21 protein-coding genes are annotated in these 22,559 nt (G+C 63.7%); 10 read left to right on the forward strand and 11 right to left on the reverse strand.

Annotated features, from left to right (window positions below):
* Positions 1-39 precede the first annotated feature (39 nt).
* Positions 40-507, forward strand: a complete 468-nt coding sequence (locus ACE3OO_RS01125) for a hypothetical protein (RefSeq protein ID WP_374298863.1) — start codon at positions 40-42, stop codon at positions 505-507.
* A gap of 5 nt (positions 508-512) precedes the next feature.
* On the opposite strand, the gene ACE3OO_RS01130 is transcribed toward ACE3OO_RS01125, so the two are convergent.
* Positions 513-1,895, reverse strand: a complete 1,383-nt coding sequence (locus ACE3OO_RS01130; protein WP_374298865.1) for an MFS transporter — start codon at positions 1,893-1,895, stop codon at positions 513-515.
* On the opposite strand from ACE3OO_RS01130, the gene ACE3OO_RS01135 reads away from it, so the two are divergent.
* On the forward strand, positions 1,894-2,970 hold the full coding sequence (locus ACE3OO_RS01135; RefSeq protein ID WP_374298867.1) for a LysR substrate-binding domain-containing protein: 1,077 nt from the start codon (positions 1,894-1,896) through the stop codon (positions 2,968-2,970). The two genes, ACE3OO_RS01130 and ACE3OO_RS01135, sit on opposite strands and share 2 nt — an antisense overlap.
* A 186-nt stretch (positions 2,971-3,156) precedes the next feature.
* Entirely contained in the window at positions 3,157-4,980 is a 1,824-nt protein-coding gene (gene typA, locus ACE3OO_RS01140; protein ID WP_374298869.1) for a translational GTPase TypA, read from the forward strand.
* Positions 4,981-5,079: 99 nt separating this feature from the next.
* Here the strand turns inward: typA and ACE3OO_RS01145 are convergent, their stop codons facing one another.
* Positions 5,080-5,931 carry an SPOR domain-containing protein gene (locus ACE3OO_RS01145; RefSeq protein WP_374298872.1) on the reverse strand — a complete coding sequence of 284 codons (852 nt, stop codon included), beginning with the start codon at positions 5,929-5,931 and terminating at the stop codon, positions 5,080-5,082.
* A 260-nt stretch (positions 5,932-6,191) separates the two neighbouring features.
* Between ACE3OO_RS01145 and ACE3OO_RS01150 the strand changes: the two genes are divergently transcribed.
* Positions 6,192-6,422 carry a helix-turn-helix transcriptional regulator gene (locus ACE3OO_RS01150; RefSeq protein WP_374298875.1) on the forward strand — a complete coding sequence of 77 codons (231 nt, stop codon included), beginning with the start codon at positions 6,192-6,194 and terminating at the stop codon, positions 6,420-6,422.
* Between the two features lie 80 nt (positions 6,423-6,502).
* On the opposite strand, the gene ACE3OO_RS01155 is transcribed toward ACE3OO_RS01150, so the two are convergent.
* Entirely contained in the window at positions 6,503-7,381 is an 879-nt protein-coding gene (locus ACE3OO_RS01155; RefSeq protein ID WP_374298877.1) for a DUF6602 domain-containing protein, read from the reverse strand.
* A gap of 243 nt (positions 7,382-7,624) precedes the next feature.
* Between ACE3OO_RS01155 and ACE3OO_RS01160 the strand changes: the two genes are divergently transcribed.
* Positions 7,625-7,846 carry an acetyl-CoA carboxylase biotin carboxyl carrier protein subunit gene (locus tag ACE3OO_RS01160; protein WP_374298879.1) on the forward strand — a complete coding sequence of 74 codons (222 nt, stop codon included), beginning with the start codon at positions 7,625-7,627 and terminating at the stop codon, positions 7,844-7,846.
* A 31-nt stretch (positions 7,847-7,877) separates the two neighbouring features.
* Here ACE3OO_RS01160 and kdsA read toward each other — a convergent pair whose 3' ends face one another.
* The 5 genes from kdsA to tpiA all read right to left on the reverse strand — a co-directional run bounded on the left by kdsA (position 7,878) and on the right by tpiA (position 12,846).
* Positions 7,878-8,723: a 3-deoxy-8-phosphooctulonate synthase gene (gene kdsA / locus ACE3OO_RS01165; RefSeq protein WP_374298881.1), complete on the reverse strand. Its 846-nt coding sequence runs from the start codon at positions 8,721-8,723 to the stop codon at positions 7,878-7,880.
* A gap of 182 nt (positions 8,724-8,905) precedes the next feature.
* Entirely contained in the window at positions 8,906-10,537 is a 1,632-nt protein-coding gene (locus tag ACE3OO_RS01170; RefSeq protein WP_374298882.1) for a CTP synthase, read from the reverse strand.
* Between the two features lie 88 nt (positions 10,538-10,625).
* Complete coding sequence (gene secG, locus ACE3OO_RS01175) at positions 10,626-10,940, reverse strand: preprotein translocase subunit SecG (protein ID WP_374298884.1); 315 nt, start codon at positions 10,938-10,940, stop codon at positions 10,626-10,628.
* A gap of 111 nt (positions 10,941-11,051) precedes the next feature.
* Positions 11,052-12,086 (reverse strand): lysine-2,3-aminomutase-like protein, encoded by a 1,035-nt coding sequence (locus ACE3OO_RS01180; protein ID WP_374298886.1) that lies wholly within the window; start codon positions 12,084-12,086, stop codon positions 11,052-11,054.
* Positions 12,087-12,090: 4 nt separating this feature from the next.
* Positions 12,091-12,846, reverse strand: coding sequence for a triose-phosphate isomerase (gene tpiA, locus ACE3OO_RS01185; RefSeq protein WP_374298888.1), 756 nt, complete (start codon positions 12,844-12,846; stop codon positions 12,091-12,093).
* A gap of 191 nt (positions 12,847-13,037) precedes the next feature.
* Here tpiA and ACE3OO_RS01190 point away from each other — a divergent pair, with 191 nt between their 5' ends.
* The 5 genes from ACE3OO_RS01190 (at position 13,038) to ACE3OO_RS01210 (ending at position 19,192) form a co-directional block, all read left to right on the forward strand.
* Positions 13,038-14,939, forward strand: coding sequence for a SurA N-terminal domain-containing protein (locus ACE3OO_RS01190; RefSeq protein WP_374298890.1), 1,902 nt, complete (start codon positions 13,038-13,040; stop codon positions 14,937-14,939).
* A gap of 15 nt (positions 14,940-14,954) precedes the next feature.
* Positions 14,955-16,475, forward strand: coding sequence for an anthranilate synthase component I (trpE, locus tag ACE3OO_RS01195; protein ID WP_374298892.1), 1,521 nt, complete (start codon positions 14,955-14,957; stop codon positions 16,473-16,475).
* 70 nt (positions 16,476-16,545) lie between these two features.
* Complete coding sequence (locus ACE3OO_RS01200; protein ID WP_374298894.1) at positions 16,546-17,442, forward strand: methyltransferase domain-containing protein; 897 nt, start codon at positions 16,546-16,548, stop codon at positions 17,440-17,442.
* Positions 17,443-17,454: 12 nt separating this feature from the next.
* Positions 17,455-18,177 (forward strand): DNA-3-methyladenine glycosylase I, encoded by a 723-nt coding sequence (locus ACE3OO_RS01205; RefSeq protein WP_374298896.1) that lies wholly within the window; start codon positions 17,455-17,457, stop codon positions 18,175-18,177.
* Positions 18,178-18,298: 121 nt separating this feature from the next.
* Entirely contained in the window at positions 18,299-19,192 is an 894-nt protein-coding gene (locus ACE3OO_RS01210) for a methyltransferase domain-containing protein (protein ID WP_374298897.1), read from the forward strand.
* Here the strand turns inward: ACE3OO_RS01210 and ACE3OO_RS01215 are convergent.
* The 3 genes from ACE3OO_RS01215 to ACE3OO_RS01225 form a co-directional block, all read right to left on the reverse strand.
* Complete coding sequence (locus ACE3OO_RS01215; RefSeq protein WP_374298898.1) at positions 19,189-19,554, reverse strand: hypothetical protein; 366 nt, start codon at positions 19,552-19,554, stop codon at positions 19,189-19,191. The two genes, ACE3OO_RS01210 and ACE3OO_RS01215, sit on opposite strands and share 4 nt — an antisense overlap.
* A 24-nt stretch (positions 19,555-19,578) precedes the next feature.
* On the reverse strand, positions 19,579-20,913 hold the full coding sequence (locus ACE3OO_RS01220) for a sulfite oxidase (RefSeq protein WP_374298900.1): 1,335 nt from the start codon (positions 20,911-20,913) through the stop codon (positions 19,579-19,581).
* A gap of 129 nt (positions 20,914-21,042) precedes the next feature.
* Positions 21,043-22,557, reverse strand: a complete 1,515-nt coding sequence (locus ACE3OO_RS01225; RefSeq protein WP_374298902.1) for a divergent polysaccharide deacetylase family protein — start codon at positions 22,555-22,557, stop codon at positions 21,043-21,045.
* Positions 22,558-22,559: the final 2 nt, after the last annotated feature.

A 22,559-nucleotide genomic window follows, 5' to 3' on the forward strand; every position in this document is an offset into this window, starting at 1 on the left:
GTGTTGCTTCCCTGCTGCACAAAGCAACAGGAGGACAGCATGTCGGTTTCCGGTATCGGCGGTGGCAGCAGCCGCTTGCAACTGCTCTCGTTCGACAGCGAGACGATGGAGCAGTTCGTCGCGCAGGCGCGGGCGAAACGCAAAGACGCCGAAGGCACCGACCCGCTGAGCCGGCCGGCCTGGCTGACCACGGCGGCCGGTGCAGTCGACGAGGTGCAGGCAACGCAATCGGCCACTGCGACCCAGACCACCGAGGCGGTTGAAGCCACCAAGTCGTCGAAGAAAACCGACGCGGTCCAGGACTTCCTGGATTATGCCAAGATGTCGATCCCCGAGCGCATCCGGGCAAAATACCTGGAAGAAAACGGCCTGACCGAGGAAGGCCTCGCCCAGCTGGACGAGAAGCTGCGCAAGAAAATCGAGGAAGAAATCCGCGAGAAAATCGAGGAAGCCGTCAAACAGGGTACTGGCAAAACCGCCGGCGGCATAGCCGACATGCTGGTCTGAGCCGCCTAGGTCAGAATCCTCTTCAGCGTCAGTGCCGCCGCTGCTGCGCCCAGGGCGGCGGCAAAAGCCGCCACACCGAAGGCAGCGGCATAATTCACGCCACCGGAGACTGCACCAAGCAGTGCGATGCCGATGGCAAAGCCGGCCTGCCGCAATGTCGTTGCCATCGCAGACGCCATGCCGGCGCGGTCTGGCGGCGCCAGCGCCACCAGCGCGCCCGAGACCTGCGAATTGCTGACCCCCGCCCCACTTGCCAACAGCAGCATGGCGCCCAGCGCGAACCAGAGCGATACACCCGTGAAGGCAGCATAGGCCAGCAGCGTCAGCCCGGCCGTGAGCAGCAGCAGGCCGCCGGTAAACGTCGCCTGCCAGCCATACCGCTGCGTCGCCCAGACGCCGACCGGCGGCAGCGCCAGCATCGGCAAAGTCGCGCAGAGCATCGCCAACCCGCTCCGCTCGACATCGAGGCCAAATGCCGCCAGCAGATAGAGCGGCAGATAGATCAGTGTAGCCCAGTAGCCGGCCGACAATGACAGCAGCAAGCAACCGATGCCAATGGCCTCGCGCCGCCGGAACAGCATCGGGTCGAGCATCGGTTTGGCGCGGCGCTTCTGCTGCCGCACCAGCGCGATTCCGAACAACACGCCCGCACCCGTGGCGAACCAGCGCCAGACCGGCGCGCCATCGCTGTGCAGCAGCGCCTGCACTGGCAGGGCGATGGCCAGTGTCAGTAAAACCACACCGATGATATCGAGAGCCCGCCCCTCTTCGTCGCGCGATTCTGCAATCACCCGACGTACCGCCCAGGCGCAGATTGCACAGACCGGCAGATTGATCAGGAATATCCAGCGCCAGCCGAAACCCGCGGCGACAAAACCACCCAGCGTGGGGCCCAGCGCCATCGCCGCGCCGCTGGTAACGCCGATGATGCCGAAGGCCCTGGCACGACCATGATTGGCGTGGGCCGCATTGTCCGAAGGCGGATAGGCCAGCGAGATCGCCGCCAGACCGCCAGTGATATAGAAGGCCGCGCACACCCCCTGCAACGCACGGGCAAACCAAAGCGAAGGCCCGTCCCAGGTCAGACCACAGAGCAGCGAGGCCAGCGCGAAGCCGGCGTTGCCCAGCAGCAGCATGCGGCGGCGACCGAAACGATCGGCCAGTGCGCCGGCGGCGAACAGTGAACCGGCAAAGGCCAGACTGTAGGCATCCATCACCCAGGCTGTGGCACTGATCGAGAAGCCGAGTTCGTCACGGATGGCCGGCAAAACTACGGCGACGACAGTGACATCGAAGTTGGCCAGGCTGACCGAGAGTGCCAGCACCCAGGCCACGGCCATGGGGTGCTTGAGGCTGAGGCCTGTCGTTGATTGCGCAAGATCTGACATGGCACTGCATCGCATGCCGGCCAGCAAGGCGCCAGCGAGATCGCTTCACTGCATCATGAATTTCATTCATACTGCGGAAATGCCGCGCCTGCCGCCTTTCGATTCCCTGATCGCCTTCGAGGCCGTGCTGCGCCATGGCAGCATGACCGCCGCGGCCGCCGAACTGGGCGTGACCCAGAGCGCAGTGAGCCATCGCCTGCGCCGGCTGGAGGCTTTCATCGGCACCCCCCTGCTGCGCCGCCTGCGCGCTGGCCTGCAACCCACCCCGGCCGGCAACGCGCTGGCCGAAGGTTTTGACGAAATCCTCGCGGGCATGGCGCAGTTACGCGCCCGCAGCCGCGCGGCGCTGGCCGGTCGGGCAAGACTGCGTGTCGGGCTCGGTTCGGCGCTGGCCCAGCACTGGCTGGTGCGCCGCCTGCCCGACTTCACCCGCCGCCATCCCGGTATCGGAATCGAACTGATGGTTTTTACAACGCGGGCCCAAGCCGAGGCGCACAGCGGCGAACTCGATCTGCGCATCCTCTGGGTCAGGCCGGAAGAGGCCCGCAGCACCAGCACGCAGCGGCTGCTGTTCCGTGAAGAGGTCTTTCCGGTCTGCGCGCCGGCCCTGCTGGAAAAGCCCCTGCGCAATCCAGCCCGGCTCGCCAGCCTGCCGCTCATCCACAAAGGTGCCCAGGAACCCGACCGGCGCGGACGCAGCCCGGAAAAGCAGGGGCCCGAATGGGAGTGGAGCACATGGTTCCGGCGTCTTGACCTGCCCGGCAAGCCGAAAACCAGCCTGCATGTGGACGAAATCGGCACGGCGATTGCGGCCGCCCTGGAAGGCAGCGGCGTGGCCCTGGCCCGCTCGCTGCTGGTGCATGATGCGCTGCGCGAGGGCCGTCTCCTCCGCCCGCTCGGCACCCGCTGGGCGATGCCATCGGGCAAGGTGCATATGGCGCAATGGCCGGCGGCATTGTCGGGCGATCCACGTCTGCAGACCTTCGTCGACTGGCTGGCAAGGCAGTCGGAGGCGACCGTGGCAAAAGTGACGGAATCCGCCCGCCGGTCGCCTCGACGGCCTATGGCAAAATAACTCATTGAAAAAGAAAGAATTGTTATCGCTCGCCGCGCCCCACCGTCGCCGTCACTGCGGCGCAACAAATCTGTCCTTGTAACAATCGGTCTCGCACCGTATATACCCGCCCAACCCTAGCCGATTTAAAGGAATCGCGCCCGGCCGCCTGACCCCAGGATGGACCGGGCCTTTTGTGTAAGCCGCATGGATATCCGCAATATCGCCATCATCGCCCACGTCGACCATGGCAAGACCACTCTGGTTGACGCCCTGCTGCGCCAGTCCGGCTCGTTCCGCGAGAACCAGCAGGTGGCCGAGCGCGTGATGGACTCCAATGACCTGGAGCGCGAGCGCGGCATCACCATCCTGGCCAAGTGCACCTCGGTCGAGTGGCATGGCACCCGCGTCAACATCGTCGATACCCCCGGCCACGCCGATTTCGGCGGCGAGGTCGAGCGCATCCTCTCCATGGTGGATGGCGTGGTGCTGCTGGTGGATGCGGCCGAAGGCCCGCTGCCGCAGACCAAGTTCGTGCTGGGCAAGGCGCTTGGCCTTGGCATGCGCCCCATCGTCGTCATCAACAAGGTCGACCGCCAGGACGCCCGCCCGGTGGAAGTGCATTCGGAGGTGTTCGACCTGTTCGCCGCGCTGGATGCGACGGAAGAGCAGCTCGATTTCCCCTGCATGTTCGCCTCGGGCCGCAGCGGCTGGGCCGATGACAGCCTGGAAGGCCCCCGCAAGGACCTGGCCCCGCTGTTCGACCTGATCGTGCGCCACGTACCGGCCCCGAAGGCCGAGATCGACGCACCGTTCAAGATGCTGGTCACCACGCTGGAAGCCGACAACTTCCTCGGCCGCATCCTCACCGGCCGCATCTATTCCGGCAAGCTGAAGGTCAACGCGCCGATCCATTCGCTGCGCGCCGACGGCACCGAGATCGAAGCGGGCCGCGCCACCAAGCTGCTGGCCTTCCGCGGCATCGAGCGCGTGCCGGTGGACGAGGCCGAAGCCGGCGACATCATCGCCATCGCCGGCCTGACCACCACCACCGTGGCCGATACCATCTGCGACCCCGCCGTCACCGAGCCGGTGCCGGCCAATCCGATCGACCCGCCGACGCTCGCCATGACCTTCTCGGTCAACAACTCGCCGTTTGCCGGCAAGGAAGGCAGCAAGGTGCAGAGCCGCGTGATCCGCGAACGCCTGCTGCGCGAGGCCGAGGGTAACGTCGCCATCCGCGTGACCGAGACCGACGAGAAGGACGCCTTCCAGGTCGCCGGCCGCGGCGAATTGCAGCTCGGCGTTCTGGTCGAGGTGATGCGCCGCGAAGGCTTCGAGCTTTCGATCAGCCGCCCGCGCGTGATCTTCCAGAAGGACGAAAACGGCCAGCTGCTCGAGCCTATCGAGGAAGTGCACGTCGATGTCGACGACGCCTATACCGGCGTCGTGGTCGAGAAGATGAGCCTGCGCAAGGCCGAGCTGCGCGACATGCGTCCCTCGGGCGGCGGCAAGACCCGCGTCACCTTCCATGCCCCGTCGCGTGGCCTGATCGGCTATCACGGCGAGTTCCTGACCGACACGCGCGGCACCGGCATCATGAACAAGCTGTTCCATGGCTACGGCCCGCATCGCGGCCCGATTCCGGGCCGTCGCAACGGCGTGCTGATCGCCAACGGCACCGGTGAAACCGTGGCCTATGCGCTGTGGTATATCGAGGAACGCGGCGTGCTGTTCGTCGATCCCGGCACGCCGGTCTACGAGGGCATGATCATCGGCGAGAACAGCCGCGACAACGACCTCGAAGTCAACCCGATGAAGGCCAAGCAGCTCACCAACATGCGTGCCTCGGGCAAGGATGAGGCCGTGCGCCTCACCCCGCCGCGCAAGATGACGCTGGAACAGGCGATCAGCTATATCGGCGACGATGAACTGGTGGAAGTGACGCCGAAGTCGATCCGCATCCGCAAGAAGCTGCTGGATCCGAACGATCGCAAGCGCGCCTCTCGTGCCGCCGAGGCTGCCGCGTAAAGAACTTCAGATTTTCCAGAATGCAAAAGGCCGGGTTAATCCCGGCCTTTTCTTTTTTCGTCACTTCCGCGCAAGCGGGCATGACGAAGATTAATTGTCCTATTCCGACACCGCCGCGCAGTAGCGCGAACCCGAGCGCAGTTTCGCGCAGGCTGCTTCGGCCGCTTTCCTGTCCGGGAAACCGACCAGCTCCAGCCGCGCGAATGAACCCCGCCCCTGCAGTTCCACCCAGGAGACCAACGGATCGTACTGGCCATAAAGCTGTGGATTGGCCTTCAGCAGCTCCTGCCATTCGTTGATCGCCGCCGATTCCGTGCGGTGCGAGGCCAGATGCACACGCCATGATCCGCCGGTGACGCTGCCCGGTTCTTTCATGCTGCCGGCCATCTTGGGCGGCTCGGGCACGGCTCCGGTGGCAGCGGCGATCTTCTGCTGCTCCATCGCCTGGGCGGGATTGTCCATCACCGAGGGGGAAGGCTTGTAGCCGGCCGGCAGACCCGGCGTGGCAGCGGCGGCGGGCGCCGTCGCTGTACGGCTCGCCGTCGCGTTGTTGGTGGGAGACGGGGCCGCTGTCCGTGCCGTGCGTGTGGGAGCCGGCGATGCGGCTGGCATGGTCGCGGCGGATGCTGGCGCGGCGGCAGATGTGCCGGCTGGCGTCTCTGCCGGTTTTTCCGGTTCCTTGTAGCCGACCGGAGCGGTGTTGCCCTGGTTGGCCGCCGCAGCCGAGGCCGCGCGCTGCGCCGCCCAGTTGGCCTGTGCCACGCCGCCCTGCACGACAGGCGCCGGCGGCGCGGACGGCATGGGCTGCTGGGGCATCTGCTGCGGTACTGCCTGCTGCATCGGAGGGTCGCGCGGATCGATGCCGATATCGCGGCGGATCGCGTTATAGGTATCGCAGCCCGCCAGCAGGCCGGCGGCGACTAAAACCGCAATGACGTTACGGCAGGACATGACAGCCTTTCGTGACTCGGCACAGACACCGCATTTTACGCTGGCGCGACAGGCACTTCCAAGGCAGAAACAGGGTTAATGGACCGAGGAGGACACATGCCCGTTATCGTCAACAGTCCTGATTCGGCTCCGCGATACAAGCACTTAGGCAGCCCCCAAAATCCATGTAACCCGTAGTGTCACCATGAACCCGTAAGTGTCGCTTAGGGGATGCACGACAATGAACCGTCGGAAAATTGCTTCAACCCGAGAGGCAGAGCATGCCTGCGTTGCTTACGACCAAAGAGGCTGCCCGCCTCCTCCGCGTCGATCCCCAGACTATGTTCCGTTGGCGTAAAGACGGAACGGGACCAGCTTACATTCGGGTTGCTCAGACCATCATCCGGTACCGCGAGATTGACCTGATCTGGTTCATTGATAACAACCGCCATCGTAGCCTTGCAGACGAGTCATCGAAGGTGACTAAGAGAAAATCGAAACTATCCAAATAAGATGACTACCGCATGTGAAAAGCAGGTTTGGCAGAATACATCTACTTTCTGCCAACCGGCGATTTATCGAATGATCGAGTTCAGTAGTAGAGCCCATTCCAGTGGCTCCATCCGCCCCCACCATCGAATGCCGGCTGCTTCAGCAATTGCTCCGTAACTACTGACTGGGGCCAATGCCTAATATTGCCCCTACCCTGTGGGCTCAGCACGGTTCTGTAGTATTCAGACAAGTTTCTAAGTGTCGGGTCTTCCCAAGCCAATCGTGTAGTTGTGTAGTTGATCGCGTTTGCGATTGGATTGCCCTCGGCTTGCATGAACGAGGTCATGACAGGGCCTTCTAGCTGGGGTGGTGGGCGGTGAAAAAGGAATTGCATGACCGAGTGGTGCCACGCCTTGAGATCAGCCACGCAGACAAGATCGATCTCCTTGATGGGATGATCGACATAAGTTTGGCTAGCCGTGAGAATCTCAAGATGAATCTTCTCCTCGGCATTCGCTCCAAAATCGTGGCTATGCGCGAGAACGCCAAAGATCATCGGTGCTACCAGCTCTTTGTAAGGAGAACCGTAACGCTTAGGGAGAGCGGCCTTCAATTCGGCACACTTCTTTACCGCCTTCGTTATATCGCCAGGCCGCAGGGTCAACTTGCACTCAAACACGGCTGCCACCCCACCGGCCAAGTGCATCTTCTTCTCTCTTAGACGGCGCGGATAAGCGCGATTGTGCACGACCACATCAACCTGACCGCCTGACCAACCATTAGGTACCATGACGCGCCCTTTGGTCGTGACGTTATATTCGGATGGCAACCAGCCGCCTAAAATCTCTCGCCAGTTTTCCTCGCCCTCATCTCCAGCAGTTCCTGCATCCTCTCTGGATCGCTTGCGAATACGTTCATACTCGGCCGCGATCTCCACGGCTTGTTGCTGGAAGAAATCGTGGAGGTCGTTGTCAGCCATATTCGTCTCGAAAGCTAATATCAGGCAGTTGGCCAAATATCATTTTAGCCCGTATGGCGTCTTCCTCATTCTCGGGACATGATGACGACGTAAGCACTACCAGCCCAGCCACCAGAATACTGTGCATCAGCACCTACGGTTGCCTATGACGGCCTATAGCGGGACTATTCGTGAGTTTGAAAAACTCAAGAATTTATATTAATTTGCTGGAAAACCGGTATTTTCTTTAGGGAGCATAATGACATGCCCGTTATCGAGATCAAGGCCGATGTCACCGGCAAGGTATGGAAGATCGAGGCTGAAGCCGGTGCGTCCCTGGGCAGCGGCGACATCGTGATGATCCTTGAATCGATGAAAATGGAAATCCCGGTCGAGGCCCCGAAGGCCGGCAGGCTCGCCGCCCTCACCGTTGCCGAGGGCGACAGCGTGAAGGAAGGCCAGGTGCTGGCTAAACTGGAGGCGTGAGGGGGCGCTACGCCCTCGCCGTCCCTACCTGTCAATGTCCGCTTTTCGCCAGGTGGTCGAATTCCAGCAATTGCTCGAGGATCGGTTCCAGCTTGTCGAATTCCACCATGTTGGGGCCGTCCGACGGCGCTGAATCCGGGTCCTTGTGGGTTTCCATGAACACGGCGGCCACGCCGATCGCCACGGCGCCACGCGCCAGCACCGGCACGAAGCGGCGGTCGCCGCCCGAGGCCGTGCCCTTGCCGCCCGGCTGCTGCACCGAATGCGTGGCATCGAACACCACCGGGCAGCCGGTCTCGGCCATGATCGGCAGCGCGCGCATGTCGTTGACCAGCGTGTTGTAGCCAAAACTCACGCCGCGCTCGCACAGCATCACGTTCGGATTGCCGCAATAGTCGAATTTCTCGACGATGTTCTTCATGTCCCAGGGGGCGAGGAACTGGCCCTTCTTCACGTTCACCGGCTTGCCGGTCTGGGCGGCGGCAACCAGCAGGTCGGTCTGGCGGCACAGGAAGGCCGGGATCTGCAGCACATCCACATGCGGCGCCACTTCGCGGCATTGTTCCTCGGTGTGCACATCGGTGATCACCGGCAGGCCGAGCGTCGAGCGGATTTCATCGAACACCGGAATGGCATTTTCCAGCCCGAAGCCGCGGTTGGAGCGGATCGAGGTGCGGTTGGCCTTGTCGAAGGAGGATTTGTAGATGAAGCTGACACCGAGCTTCTCGGTCAGCTCCTTCAGCGAGCCGGCCATGTCCAGCGCGTGTTCGCGGCTTTCCATGGCGCAGGGCCCGGCGATCAGCGTCAGCGGCAGATCATTGCCGATCTCGAATTCACCGACCTTCACGTGGCGGATGGGGTTCTGGGTATCGCTCATTCTGCGTCGCTCCTGATCACTCGCCCCGCAACCACTCTAATCCGTCATGGCCGGGCCCAGAAAGGGCTTCATTGCCGGCCATCCACGAGTAAATCTGTCGTCGGTTGCCAAAACGTGGATGCCCGGCACAAGGCCGGGCATGACGGTAATATATTGGAGACGATGGTGTTTTTCCAGCCGGCCTAGACCAGCCGCGACTGGTCCAGCGCCGCTTTCACGAAGCTGGCGAACAGCGGATGCGGTTCAAAGGGCTTGGATTTCAGTTCGGGGTGATACTGCACGCCGATGAACCAGGGGTGGTTCGGCAGTTCGACGATCTCGGGCAGCAGGCCATCGGGCGACATGCCGGAGAAGACCAGGCCGCAGGATTCCAGCTTGTCGCGATACTTGGTGTTCACCTCGTAGCGGTGCCGGTGGCGCTCGGAGATCGTCGTGCTGCCATAGATCTCGGCCACGCGCGAGCCCGGCTTCAGCGCGGCATCGTAGGCGCCCAGCCGCATGGTGCCGCCCAGGTCACCGGCCTTGCTGCGCTGCTCCAGTTCATTGCCGCGCATCCACTCGGTCATCAAGCCCACGAGCGGCTCTTCCGCCGGGCCGAATTCGGTGCTGCTGGCTTTCTTGATGCCGGCCTTGGAGCGGGCATATTCAATCACCGCCATCTGCATGCCGAAGCAGATGCCGAAATACGGCACGTTGCGTTCACGGGCGAAGGTGACCGCACGGATCTTGCCTTCCGAGCCGCGTTCGCCGAAGCCGCCCGGCACCAGGATGGCATGCACGCCATCCAGCGCATGCAGGGCGGTTTCGTCCTTTTCGAATATCTCGGACTCGATCCACTCGATGTTGACGCGCGCGTTGTTGGCGATGCCGCCATGCGCCAGCGCCTCGGCCAGCGACTTATAGGCATCCTTCAGGCCGGTATACTTGCCGACGATGGCGATCTTGACGCTGTTCTCCGGCGCCACCACGCGCTGAACCACGCTTTTCCAGCGCGACAGGTCGGGCTCTTTCGCCGCATCGATGCCGAAGCTTTTCAGCACCTGCACATCCAGCCCGGCCTCGTGATAGGCCAGCGGCGCGGCGTAGATGGTGTTCACATCAAGCGCGGGGATCACCGCCTCTTCGCGCACGTTGCAGAACAACGCCATCTTCTTGCGGTCGCCCTGCGGAATCTCGCGGTCGGCGCGGCAGAGCAGGATATCAGGCTGGATGCCGATGGAACGCAGCTCCTTCACCGAATGCTGCGTCGGCTTGGTCTTCAGCTCGCCCGAGGCGGCGATGAACGGCACCAGCGTCACGTGGATGTAGATCGCCTGGCCCCGGCCGGCTTCCAGGCCGAACTGGCGGATCGCTTCCAGGAAGGGCAGGCTTTCGATGTCGCCCACCGTGCCGCCCACTTCCACCAGCATGAAATCGACGTCGTTGCGGTCGGCCGCGATGAAATCCTTGATGGCGTCGGTGATATGCGGGATCACCTGCACGGTGCCGCCCAGATAGTCGCCGCGGCGCTCCTTGGCGATCACGGTCTGGTAGATGCGGCCGGTGGTGATGTTGTCGGTCTTGCGGCCGGGCACGCCGGTGAAGCGCTCGTAATGACCAAGATCAAGGTCGGTTTCGGCGCCGTCATCGGTGACGAAGACCTCGCCATGCTGATACGGGCTCATGGTGCCCGGATCGACGTTGATATAGGGATCGAGCTTGCGCAGGCGGACGGAATAGCCGCGGGCCTGCAGCAGGGCGCCGAGCGCCGCCGAAGCCAGACCTTTGCCGAGGGAGGAAACCACGCCGCCGGTGATGAAGATGTACCGCGTCATGGGCCTCCTGTTTAATCTAATCGCTCGACACAATGAAGGGCTTTGCGTACCGCAGTACGCGATTTAATTGATCTGTAAATTCAGATGCTTACTGCGACAGCGGCACGGCCGGCTTGGGCGACTCGGCCGGGGCCGACGGTGTCGTGGCCGGGGCGGCGTCGAGAATCGAGCGCGGCTTGGAATGACCGCCGGCCATGATCGCCAGCACGATACTGGTGCAGATGAACAGCGCCGCCAGGATGGCCGTGGTGCGGGTCAGCAGGTTGGCCTGGCCACGCGCGGTCATGAACCCGCCGCCACCGCCGCCCATGCCAAGGCCGCCGCCTTCCGAGCGCTGCACCAGGATGACGCCGATCAGCGCCAGCGCCAGCAGGATATGCACCACCAGAAGGAAGGTCATCATGGTCTTGAATCTCCGAAAGTCCGGGGGCTTTTACACCCTCAGGTCAGATAGGGAAAGCCCCTGCGGCAGGCAAGGTGGAGGCTTCAACAGTTTTTGAGCCTGAGCAATGGGTTAACCCACCGCCGGGTCGTCATACCGATGGCTGCAGCCCCAGGGGTCGGTGACGGTCCAGGAGCCATCCTTCTGGGGCTCGGCATAGGCCGGGCCGACCGGCACCTTCCCGTGGCCACCGGGGATATCGAGGATATAGGTCGGCTGCAGCAGGCCCGAGGTATGGCCGCGCAGGCGGCGCATCAGTTGCTGCCCCTCTTCCAGCGACAGGCGGAAATGGCTGGTGCCGCGCGCCAGGTCGCCGTGATGCAGGTAATGCGGCTTGATCCGGTTGGCCACCATGGCGCGGAACAGGTCGGTCAGCGCCGCCGGGCTGTCGTTCACGCCCTTCAGCAGCACCGACTGGCCCAGCATCGGAATGCCGGCATCCACCAGGCGGCGGATCGCGGCCACTGCCTCGGGCACGAATTCGCGGGCATGGTTGGCATGCAGCAGCAGCCACACGGTCTTGTCGCCGGATTTCAGCGCCGCGACCATCTCATCACTGATGCGCGCCGGATCGACCACAGGCACGCGGCTGTGGATGCGGATCACGCCCAGATGCGGGATGGCATTCAGCCGCGCGATCACCTCTTGCAGTCGGCGCGGCGAAACGATCAGCGGATCGCCGCCGGTGAGGATCACCTCCCAGATCGCCGGATGCTGCGCGATATAGTCGATGGCGGCATCGAGCTGTTCGGCGCTGAGGCCCTTCGCACCATTCTTGATACTGGCCGGCCCCACCATCTCGCGGCGGAAGCAGAACCGGCAATAGACCGGGCAAACATTCACCAGCTTGAGCAGCACGCGGTCGGGGTAGCGGTGCACGATGCCCGCCACCGGGCTGTGGGCCTCGTCGCCGATGGGGTCGGTGCGTTCATGATCATGCGTCACCAGTTCCGCCGCATCGGGCAGGAACTGGCGCGCGATCGGGTCTTTCGGATCGGCGGGATCGATCTGCGCCTGCAGATGCGGTGTGACGGACACGGCGAATTGCGCGGCCACCTGTTTCAGTGCCGCGATGCTGCCGTCCCGATCCCGCTCCTCGGCGCCCATGGGCTTACTTGAAGCCTTTCGCCTCGACGATGGGCCAGAAATCGTTGGCCTTCAGGCTGGCGCCCCCCACCAGCGCGCCATCCACATCGGCCACGGCCATCAGTTGCTTCGCGTTGTCGGGCTTCACCGAGCCGCCATACAGGATGCGGAAACCGGCGCCATCATCGAAGCGCGCCTTCAGGTCCTGCCGGATCGCGGCATGCACCTCAGCCACCTGCTCCAGGGTCGGCGTGCGGCCGGTGCCGATGGCCCAGACCGGCTCATAGGCGATCACGGTGTTGGCGGCGTTGGCATCGTCGGGCAGCGAACCGCGCAGTTGTGAGCCCACCACCTTCAGCGTTTCACCGGCATCACGCTGGGCCAGAGTTTCGCCCAGGCAGACGATGGCGACCAGACCGGCCCGATGGGCCGCCTGGGCCTTGGCCCGCACGGCTTCGTCGCTTTCGCCATGGTCGGCACGGCGTTCGGAATGGCCCACGATCGCATAGGCCGCGCCGGCATCCTTCAGCATCTCGGCCGCGATATCCCCGGTATGGGCACCTGCGGCCCTGGCGTGGCAATCCTGTCCGCCGACACCAATACCGCTGCCTTTCAGGGTCATGGCCATCGCCGCAACCAGGGTGGCGGGCGGACAAAGGCCCAGTTCGGCCTGCGGGGCCTGGGCCTGCACCTTGCCGGCCAGCGCCGTGGCCTCGGCGAGGGAGGCCGTCAGGCCGTTCATTTTCCAGTTGCCGACAATCAGGGGGCGCCGCGCCGCCATGGAAACCTCACAGGACTAGGGGGTCGAGAGATGGGGAAAAACCGGGTTTCTCCTAGCAAGTTCCGACCCGAAAGGCAAAGCCGGCGCCTTGCCGCCTCCCCGCCCCGGCCTTACTATGCCCGACCGCTCCGGCCGGGGTCGCAGGATCAGGCCGGAGCCTTTGTTTCGCTTCACTTTTTCGGGTGTTTTCAATGCTGCAGCAGATGCGTTCCGGCGCCGCCTCGTGGATTGCCAAGGGCCTGATGATTCTCCTGATCGTCAGCTTCGGCGCCTGGGGCATCGGGGACTATATCGGCGGCTTCAGCGGCCGCGGCGATGTGGCCACCGTCGGTTCGGCCAAGATCAGCCAGCCGGAATTCGCCGATGCCTATCGCCGCGAAGTCAGCAACCTGCAACGCCGCTTCGGCAGCGCCTTCACCGCCGAGCAGGCCCGCCAGCTCGGACTGGATGAAACGGTGCTGAACCGCCTGATCGAAGACAAGCTCTATGTGCAGGTGGCCGACAAGCTCGGCATCATGATCACCGACGCCCAGATCCGCGAGGCGATCACCAATGCGCCAGCCTTCAAGGGCATCACCGGCCAGTTCGATCGCCTGGCCTACGAGACTTACCTGCGCAACGAAGGCTACACGGAAGGCATGCTGGTCGTGCTGCTGCGCCAGGACCTGGCTCGCACCCAATTGCTGGGCAGCCTGTTCGGCAGCATCACCGGCGTTCCGGACGCGATGGTCGACACCATCCTGGGCTATCGACTGGAACGTCGCCTGGCCGAATATTTCGTCATCGACGCCGCCAAACTGCCGGCACCGGCGGCGCCGACCGATGCGCAGATCGAAGAATATTACAAGGCCAATCCGCTGGCCTATACCGCACCAGAACGCCGTAGCCTGGCCTGGATCGCCATCACGCCGCAGCAATATACCGGCCAGATGCCGGTCAGCGACGAGGAACTGCGCGAGGAATATGACGCCCATCGCTCCGCTTACGTGACCCCGGAGAAGCGCGCCATCGAACAGGTGGTGTTCGCCACCGAAGCCGAAGCCAAGGCGGCTTATGACGCCCTGCAAAAAGGCGAGGATTTCATCGCCATGGCCGCGCGGCTGCAGAAGCTGAAGGCCGAGGACGTGAAGCTCGGCACCGTGACCAGGGACGAACTGCCGGCCAGCATCGCCAATGCCGTCTTTGCCCTGCCGCTGAACACGGTGGGTGAACCAGTCACCTCGCCTTTCGGTTGGCATCTGGCCCGCGTCACCGCGATCCAGCCCGGCACGACCAAGAGCCTGGACGAGGCCAAGGCTGAACTGCGCCAGCAGATCGCCCTGCGCAAGGCGACCGAAGGTCTGATCAAGCTGCGTCAGCAGATCGACGATCAGATTGCCGGCGGGGCCACTCTTGAGGAAATCGCCACCGCGCACAAAGCCAACCTGAATCGCGTGGTCGACATCGATGCCCAGGGCACGCCTCCCGATGGCAAGCCGGTGGAAAACCTGCCGAAGCTGCCCGCTTTCCTGACGGAAGCCTTCGACATGGATGCCGGCGGCGAGCCGCGTATCGTCGATGATGTGAATGGCGGTTTCCTGGTGTTGAAGGCTGTGGATGTAAAGCCGGCAGCCCTGCGCCCGCTGAATGACGTGAAGGACAGCGTCGTCGCCGCCCTGCAGCAGCGCGCGCGCAGCGAGGCCGCGGCTGAAGCCGCGAAGCAGATCGCCGAACGCCTGCGCGCTGGTGGCGACATCGCCAAGGAAGCCGCCGCCGTGGGCGCCAGCGTACAGCTCAGCGCCCCGCTGTCGCGCGGCGGCCAGCCGGCCGAACGGGCGCTCTCGCCCGCGGTGATCACCGCGCTGTTCGGCGCCAAGCCCAGCGAAATCGTCACCGGCCCCGCCGGTGCCAATGCGGCCAACGCGATCGTCGCCAAACTCACTCGCATCGAACCGGCCGATCCGGCAGCGATTGCCCGTCAGAAGGACCAGACCGCGCAGCAGCTGGCCGGCGGCATCGCCCAGGATCTGGTGCAGCAGTATCGCCAGACCGTGCAGAAGGATATCGGCGTCAAGATCGATCCGGCAGCCCGCGTCCGCGCTACCGGCCTGTAAACAAACGCGCCGCCGATGAAGATCACGCCCGATTACGCCAGCTTCGCCAAGGCCTATATGGCCGGCGAGGCCCAGGTGCTCTCCACCCAGCTTGTCGCCGACCTGGAAACGCCGGTCTCGGCCTTCCTCAAGCTGGCCGATACGCGGCCGTGGTCCTGCCTGCTGGAATCGATCGAAGGCGGGGCCGTGCGGGGCCGGTATTCGATCATTGGCCTGAAGCCCGACCTGTTATGGCGCTGCACGGGCCAGAAAGCCGAAATCAACCGCAAGGCCCGCTTTGATCAGGCGGCTTTTGAACCCTGCCCCGAGCCAACGCTGGAATCCCTGCGCAAGCTGCTGGCCGAGAGTCATATCGACCTGCCCAACCACCTGCCGCCGATGGCGGCCGGCATCGTTGGCTTCATGGGCTACGACATGGTTCGGCTGATCGAGCCGAAAGTGCCAGATACCAATCCGGATACGCTGGGCCTGCCCGACGGCCTGCTGATGCGGCCCACCGTGATGGCGATCTTCGACTCCGTGCTCGACATCATCACACTGGTCACCCCGGTACGGCCGCAGACCGGCATGGATGCCCGCGCCGCCTATGCCATGGCGAGCGAACGCCTGAGCGACGCAGTGGCGGATCTGGACCGGCCATTGGGCGCCGTGCGCGACCAGATCGCCGATCTGGATGCCCTGCCCGAGCCGCAGTCGAACATGTCGCCCGACGATTACATGGCGATGGTCCGCAAGGCCAAAGACTACATTGCCGCCGGCGATATCTTCCAGGTCGTGGTGGGCCAGCGTTTCAGCCTGCCGTTCCGCCTGCCGCCTTTCGCGCTCTATCGCGCCCTGCGGCGGACCAACCCCTCACCCTTCATGTTCTATCTCAATCTGGGTGGGCCCTGCCTGGTCGGCTCGTCACCCGAGATTCTGGTGCGCCTGCGCGACGAAACGGTGACGATCCGGCCCATCGCCGGCACCCGCAAGCGCGGCGCCACGCCGGTCGAGGACGAAGCCCTGGCGCAGGACCTGCTCAGCGATCCCAAGGAACTGGCTGAACATCTGATGCTGCTCGATCTCGGGCGTAACGATGTGGGTCGTGTGGCCAGGATCGGCACGGTCAAGGTCACCGAGCGCAACCAGATCGAACGCTACAGTCATGTGATGCACATCGTATCCAACGTCGAGGGCAAGATCCGCCCCGATCTGGATGCGCTGGATGCCATGTTCGCCGGCTTCCCCGCCGGCACCGTTTCGGGCGCGCCAAAAGTGCGGGCGATGGAGATCATCGACGAACTGGAACCCGTCCGCCGCAGCTTCTATGCCGGCGGCGTCGGTTATTTCTCGGCCAATGGCAGCATGGATACCTGCATCACCCTGCGCACGGCACTGGTGAAGGACGGCACCATGTATGTGCAGGCCGGCGCCGGCATCGTGGCCGACAGCGATCCGATGTCGGAACATGTGGAATGCGTCAACAAGGCCAAGGCGCTGATCCGCGCCGCCGAAGAAGCCGAGCGCTTCGCCAGCCGCGGCGGGCGCGGCCAGTAACCCCCGACCCGGCTTAACCCCTTTCACAATCCGGTTGCCGCTCTCAGGTCCATGGCGCTATCGTTGCGCCATGCAAAGTGATCCATCCGCAGAAGCCGCAGACTGGGAACGCCGCGGCATCGAGGCCGACAGCCGGGGCCAGCATGCCGAGGCCGAAGCCTGTTTCGCCAAAGCGGTGGCCTGCGATGAGAGCCGCGAGATATCCTGGGTCGGCCTCGCCTTCAGCCAGATAAACCAGCGACGAACCGATGATGCCATCGTCAGCTTGCAGCGCGCCAATACCGCACGCCCCCATTGCGGGGTGGTCAGTCATTTGCTGAAAGCCATGACCGGCGAAACAACATCCCGCGCGCCGAACGATTACATCACCTTCCTGTTCAATGGCTATGCCGCGAATTTCGACCAGCACCTGACCAGCCTGCAATACCAGGGCCCGCAGATGCTGGCCCAGTTGATTCAACGCGCCGGCTGGGCCGCCGACGGTTCGCGGCGCATCATCGACATTGGATGCGGAACGGGGCTGAGCGGCATGCCGTTGCGTGCCTATGCCGGCCATCTTGAGGGCGCCGACCTGTCCGCCAGCATGCTGGAGCAGGCATTGAAGCGCGGCGTCTACAACCATCTGTGGCACGGCGAGGCTCACGCCGTTCTGCGCCGCCTGCCGGCCGGCAGCTACGATGCCGTGGTAGCTGCCGACACCCTGGTCTATATCGGCGACGTGGCGGAGCTGTTCCGCATGGTGCATGCCGCGCTGAAACCAGGTGGCGATTTCCTGTTTACCGTGGAAGCCTGCGACGAGGGTTTCACGCTGGTCAAATCCGGCCGCTACCAGCATTCTCATGCTTACCTGCAGCAATGCGCCGCCGGCCTCTTCACCTGCGCCGACCGTGTCGAGGGCGCCATTCGCACCGAGGCCAAACAGGCCATCCCCGGCTATGCCTATCGGTTCAGCAAAGCCGCGTCCTGAGAAAGTCCCGCCATGCCCACCGCGTTCAAGACGATTTATGCCCGCGCCGCCAAGCGCAAGGGTGGCGAAGCCAAGCTCAAAAAACTGCTGCCGCCCAAGCCGGATATGAAGGCGCTGGCGAAACTGAAAGACGACCGCGCCCTGGCCGAAATGGCCAAACGTGTCTTTTCTGCCGGCTTTGTCTGGAGCGTGATCGAAAACAAATGGGACGGCTTCGAGGCCGCTTTCCTGGGCTTCGAGCCCCGCAAGCTGCTGCATAAGCCCGACGAATTCTGGGAAAAACTGGCTTCGGACAAGCGCATTGTGCGCAATCCGCAAAAAATCCGCTCCGTACGCGACAATGCCCAGTTCGTGCAGGATATCGCCGCCGAATACGGCAGTTTTGGCAAATTGCTGGCCACCTGGCCGATGGACGATCAACTCGGGCTACTCGATCTGCTGGCCAAACGCGGCTCCCGCCTGGGCGGGAATACCGGGCAATACCTGATCCGTTTCCTTGGCCGCGACAGTTGGATTGCCTCGCGCGACGTGGTGCTTTGCCTGCGCGATGCGGGCGTGGATATTTCTGAGAATCCCACTTCGAAACGCGACCGTCAGAAAATCCAGGCCCAGATGAATGTCTGGACCAAGGAAAGCGGCCTGCCGCTTACCCATATCTCGCGGATTTGCGCCATGTCGATCGGCCAGAATTACGATGCCGAGACACTGCAAAAGGCCATGGGCGGCGAAGAGTGAAATGGTGAATTTCGGTTAACTATCCCCCGCGGCCGGCATGGTTAGCGCGGCGTAAATGGCTGCAGTAATTTTTCCAAATAATTTGGTCGTATTGACGTCTGGCAGCTCCTAGCTTGAGGGCATGCAACACGATGCGACACTCGATGCGATCAGCTGGCAGCAGCGCGGTATCCGCGCGCTGGAAAACGGCCGTCATGCCGAGGCCGAAGGTTATTTCTCGAAGGCCGTGACATTGGCCGATTCTGCGCTGTCGTGGCTGGGCCTAGCCATGAGCCAGATCGACCTGAAACGGAATGACGCGGCCGTCAAAAGCCTGCAGCGCGCCCAGAAACTGTCGCCGCAATCGGGTGTGATCAATCATCTTCTGGCCTCTCTTGAAGGTCGCAACCCCGAGCGCGCACCGGCCGTTTTCGTGAACTGGCTGTTCAACAACCGTGCGGCCAGCTTTGACACGCACCTCTCCCGCCTCGCTTATCGCGGACCCGAGATGTTGCAGCAGCTCGCCATCAATGCAGGCTGGGCTGCCGATGCCAGTCGACGCATCGTCGATCTGGGTTGCGGCACCGGTCTGAGCGGTGTGCCTTTCCGCCCCTATGCCTCCCGCCTCGATGGCGTCGACATGGTGCCCGGCATGCTGCAGCAGGCCCAGCGTCGGGGTATCTATGACGCCCTCCAGCAGAGCGAGCTGCATGCCGCTTTGGAGACGATGGGCAGTGACGCCTATGATGTGGCAATAGCGGCCGATACGCTGATCTATGTTGGCAAGCTGGACGGGCTGTTCGTCGAGCTGGACAGGGTTCTGGCATCCAACGGCAGCATTCTGTTCACCACCGAACTCGGTGCCACCGGCAGCGGGTACACCCTGCTGCCGACCGGGCGTTACAGTCATGCCGAGGATTACCTGCTGGCCTGCGCCGGCGACCGCTTCCGCTTGGAAGATCGCGTCGACGGCTGCATACGCGTGGAAGACGGCCGCATGACGGCTGGCTGCGCCTACCGCTTCACGAAAGTCTAATTCGCCGTCGTCCGGTTCAGGAACGGGTTGGTATACCCACGGCCTTTCGGTGGAAACGCCTTGGCTAGGTAATCCAGCGTCCTTTTCAGGTCCTCGCCTTCCAGCGGCGCCATGTTGTGCTTTTCCACCATGATGCTCAGCACTTCGGCCCAGCGCTCGCGGCTATGGCCCTGCGCGCGGACCAAGTCTGAACCGTGACAGGCCGTGCAGGTATAGAAGACCTCGTCACGGTTCTCGCCGTCGGGAAATACGGTCGGTTCTTCGGGTTCCCGTTCGGCAGGTGACGACTGGGCGAGGACGGCGCCGCCGGCAGCAAACGCCAGCGACGCCGCCATGACAGCGGCAGCAAACCAACGCATCATGGATGTACGATCCTCTCCGATACCTCAGGCGGGGATCAGCACGGCGACGCGATGCATCACGTTGCCGCCATAGCCTTGCGGATTCCAGTTGGCCGCCACATGACTCTGGCCGCGACCGGTGCTGTCCACGGCACGGACCCAGAATTCGTAATACCCTTCCGACGGCACCGTCAGGTCGGCATTCCAGGTCTGCCAGGCATATTTGTTGGCCGGCTTGGCCACCTTGGCCTTGCGCCAGGTCTGGCCGTAATCCGCCGAAACATGCACCTCAGAAACGGAATGCTCCCCGGCCCAGGCATGACCACGCAGCGCAATCGCCCGCGTGCCGGCCTTCAATTCCGTGCCATTGGCGATATTGGTGATGATCGAGCGCACCGGCATCGATTCCAGGATGCGGAAATTATTGGGATCGGCTTTCGAACCGGGGATCATCGGCTTGATCGGCACGCGATAGCTGGTGCCCGTCATGCCCTGTCCATCATGTTCCTTGTCGCGAACCCAGATGCGGCTGAGCCATTTCTGCGAGGTGGAGCCCGGCCAGCCCGGCACGATCAGGCGCAGCGGGGCACCGTTGATATGCGGGATCGGACCGCCATTTACCGCATAGGCGACGATGGTGTGTTCCTCCATCGCCTTGGCGATCGGCACACCGCGGCTGATCGCCGGCTTGCCGGCATCGCCCGAGAGATGTGTGTCGCGGCCGTAATGGCCGGTATAGACAGCGCTGGATTTCAAGCCGGCGGCCTCCAGCACGTCCTTCAGGCGCACACCGGTCCAGCGCGCATTCGAGATCGCGCCGTTGGTCCACTGGTTGCCGCTGGCCTTGGGCTCGAAAAAGCTGCGGCCGTTGCCGCCGCATTCCATCTGCAACGCATACGTCACCGGCTTGAATTTCTGCTTCAGCTCGCCCAGCGTCAGCTTCAGGGCCTTGTTCACTTCCCCGTCGACGGTGAATTCCCAAGAGTCGGGATTGCCACTCACGGCATCCGGCGGGGTGCCATTGTTGCGGATGAATATCTTGTCATTGGGCGTGATGTCGTCATTGAGCAGATGCTCGGGCGTCTCGGCCACGAAAGGCTTGTCGCCCAGGATCACCAGTTCAGCCTTGCCATCCATCTTGAGGATTTTAGGTGCCGCAGCGCTGCCCTGCGCCATGGCGGCAGGGATCAGGCCGGACGGCATATTGCCATTGAAGGGGATCGCACCACCCACCATGGCGCCCATGGCCGCCAGGCCGCTGCCCTGCAGGAAACCGCGCCGGCTGGCGCCGCTGCGACGGCCAAAAACCAATGCATCGGCGCGTTCGGGATCGTCCTGGTACAGTTCGAAAAAGCCGCGTTCTTTCCAACCCTTCGCCATGGTGCGTCCTCCGCTTATGCCATGCCGGTCTGTCGCCGGCCGGATCAGAGCCTGCGTCAGGGCGAAAGTCTTGTCACGTAAATAAACGGTGTTTGTGTGTGAAAAGGATTGTGCGGCGCAAACCGCTTTTCAGCGTTCCTGCTGCTGGCGGCGCAACAGCACCGTGCTGACCGGCACCAGACTGAAGCCTTTTTCTTTCGCGCTGGCCATCCAGGTTTCCAGTGCGCTCAAGGTTGCGGCATGGGGATGGCCAATGGCGATCACGTCCCCGCGAGCACGGGCAATGCGCTCCATGGCCGCGATTTCATGACCAATGCCGGGCGAGCGATCGTCATCGAGGAAAAGATCGCGTTCGGCGGCGTCCAGCCCGCGCTTGCGGGCCAGTGCTGGCCCGGCGGAACTCGGGCCTGACAGGCTGTCGAGCCAGAACACCTGGCGATGGCCGAGCGCTTCCATCACCTGCGCCATGCGGGCGGCATCAGCGGTGAAACGGCTGCCCATATGGTTGTTGACGCCGACATAGTCGCTGAAGCGGTCGAGATGCCAGTCCAGGCGGCGCTGCAGCTCGGCGGCATCGAGATTGACATACAGCGCGTTCGGACCGGGATTATGCCGCTTGCTATCCAGCGGCTCCATCGGCAGATGCAGCATCACTTCGTGGCCGGCGCCCCGTGCCGCCGCGGCCTGCTCCGAAAGATCGGCCGCATAGCTCATGAAGGAAAGCGTGATCGGCCCGGGCAGTTTCATCGCCCGCTGGGTGCCGCGCCGATCCAGGCCGGCATCGTCGATGATGATCGCAACATAGGGCGGCTTGGCGCCCGATGGCGGCGGCACGGCGCGAACCCGCCAAGCCTGCACATCGCCGGCATTGCGCTGTGCCAGCGCAGGAGGTGGCACAGCAGCGGCCAGTTGTACGATTGGTTCAGCAGCCGCCTGCTTCGGGCCCACACGCTGCACCGTGACCGGCGTCTCGGTGGCGGGGCGCGGTGGTTTTGCCGTTTCCGTTCGGGCGGCTGGAGCCGGTGCCGGCGCCGGCTGAATCGGCAGCGTCGTCACAACCGGTACCGTTTCCACAGGCTTTGGAGCATCCACCACGGCGACAGGCGGCGCGGATGCGGCGGCGGCCAGCAACTCGGTCTGGCGCGACTCCGGCTGAACCGGCTCTGTCGGCGGCGGCGGCGGTGCCACGGCCATGCGGGCGAGATCGGAAACCGGACGCCATCCCTGCTCCTGCACAGGCGGCTTGGCAGCCACCGCTGGCGCCGAAGCCGGCGGTGAAGGCGGCATCACAGCAGCCACGGCGGGTTTCGGCACCGGGCTATGGCCAACCGCCAGGCCAACCACAACGCCGCCAGCCAGCAGGGCCGCGGCAGCGGTCATCAGCGGCCAGTTCGAGGCGATGAATCCACGCTGTTTCGTGGCCGGCGCCGCGACAGCAGATTGCGGTGCGATCCGGCCAGGAATGGGATGGCCGGGGGCCGCCTGGGCCTGCACGGCGCCATAGGCACCGGCCGCCGATTGCGCTGTGGCAGCGCGGCGCGGCTTCAGTCTCAGCGGCGGCATGTCGGCAGGATCGCTCATCTCGACCCGGTTAAAGGATTGCTGCAGGCCGGGCAAGCGCGGCGTGCAAAACGTTGTCGCCATTG

The organism is Ferrovibrio sp., assembly GCF_041906005.1.
In the GTDB taxonomy this organism is placed as follows: Bacteria; Pseudomonadota; Alphaproteobacteria; order Ferrovibrionales; family Ferrovibrionaceae; genus Ferrovibrio.

Bases quoted from the DNA above. Each gene is read 5' to 3' on its own strand.
- ACE3OO_RS01190 (WP_374298890.1), top strand. From the start codon at position 13,038: ATGCTGCAGCAGATGCGTTCCGGCGCCGCCTCGTGGATTGCCAAGGGC.
- ACE3OO_RS01220 (WP_374298900.1), bottom strand. From the start codon at position 20,913: ATGGCGAAGGGTTGGAAAGAACGCGGCTTTTTCGAACTGTACCAGGAC.
- typA (WP_374298869.1), top strand. From the start codon at position 3,157: ATGGATATCCGCAATATCGCCATCATCGCCCACGTCGACCATGGCAAG.
- tpiA (WP_374298888.1), bottom strand. From the start codon at position 12,846: ATGGCGGCGCGGCGCCCCCTGATTGTCGGCAACTGGAAAATGAACGGC.
- ACE3OO_RS01150 (WP_374298875.1), top strand. From the start codon at position 6,192: ATGCCTGCGTTGCTTACGACCAAAGAGGCTGCCCGCCTCCTCCGCGTC.
- ACE3OO_RS01215 (WP_374298898.1), bottom strand. From the start codon at position 19,554: ATGATGCGTTGGTTTGCTGCCGCTGTCATGGCGGCGTCGCTGGCGTTT.
- ACE3OO_RS01125 (WP_374298863.1), top strand. From the start codon at position 40: ATGTCGGTTTCCGGTATCGGCGGTGGCAGCAGCCGCTTGCAACTGCTC.
- ACE3OO_RS01200 (WP_374298894.1), top strand. From the start codon at position 16,546: ATGCAAAGTGATCCATCCGCAGAAGCCGCAGACTGGGAACGCCGCGGC.
- ACE3OO_RS01155 (WP_374298877.1), bottom strand. From the start codon at position 7,381: ATGGCTGACAACGACCTCCACGATTTCTTCCAGCAACAAGCCGTGGAG.
- ACE3OO_RS01145 (WP_374298872.1), bottom strand. From the start codon at position 5,931: ATGTCCTGCCGTAACGTCATTGCGGTTTTAGTCGCCGCCGGCCTGCTG.
- ACE3OO_RS01160 (WP_374298879.1), top strand. From the start codon at position 7,625: ATGCCCGTTATCGAGATCAAGGCCGATGTCACCGGCAAGGTATGGAAG.
- ACE3OO_RS01135 (WP_374298867.1), top strand. From the start codon at position 1,894: ATGGCACTGCATCGCATGCCGGCCAGCAAGGCGCCAGCGAGATCGCTT.
- ACE3OO_RS01130 (WP_374298865.1), bottom strand. From the start codon at position 1,895: ATGTCAGATCTTGCGCAATCAACGACAGGCCTCAGCCTCAAGCACCCC.
- ACE3OO_RS01225 (WP_374298902.1), bottom strand. From the start codon at position 22,557: ATGGCGACAACGTTTTGCACGCCGCGCTTGCCCGGCCTGCAGCAATCC.
- secG (WP_374298884.1), bottom strand. From the start codon at position 10,940: ATGATGACCTTCCTTCTGGTGGTGCATATCCTGCTGGCGCTGGCGCTG.
- ACE3OO_RS01205 (WP_374298896.1), top strand. From the start codon at position 17,455: ATGCCCACCGCGTTCAAGACGATTTATGCCCGCGCCGCCAAGCGCAAG.
- kdsA (WP_374298881.1), bottom strand. From the start codon at position 8,723: ATGAGCGATACCCAGAACCCCATCCGCCACGTGAAGGTCGGTGAATTC.
- ACE3OO_RS01210 (WP_374298897.1), top strand. From the start codon at position 18,299: ATGCAACACGATGCGACACTCGATGCGATCAGCTGGCAGCAGCGCGGT.
- ACE3OO_RS01180 (WP_374298886.1), bottom strand. From the start codon at position 12,086: ATGGGCGCCGAGGAGCGGGATCGGGACGGCAGCATCGCGGCACTGAAA.
- ACE3OO_RS01170 (WP_374298882.1), bottom strand. From the start codon at position 10,537: ATGACGCGGTACATCTTCATCACCGGCGGCGTGGTTTCCTCCCTCGGC.
- trpE (WP_374298892.1), top strand. From the start codon at position 14,955: ATGAAGATCACGCCCGATTACGCCAGCTTCGCCAAGGCCTATATGGCC.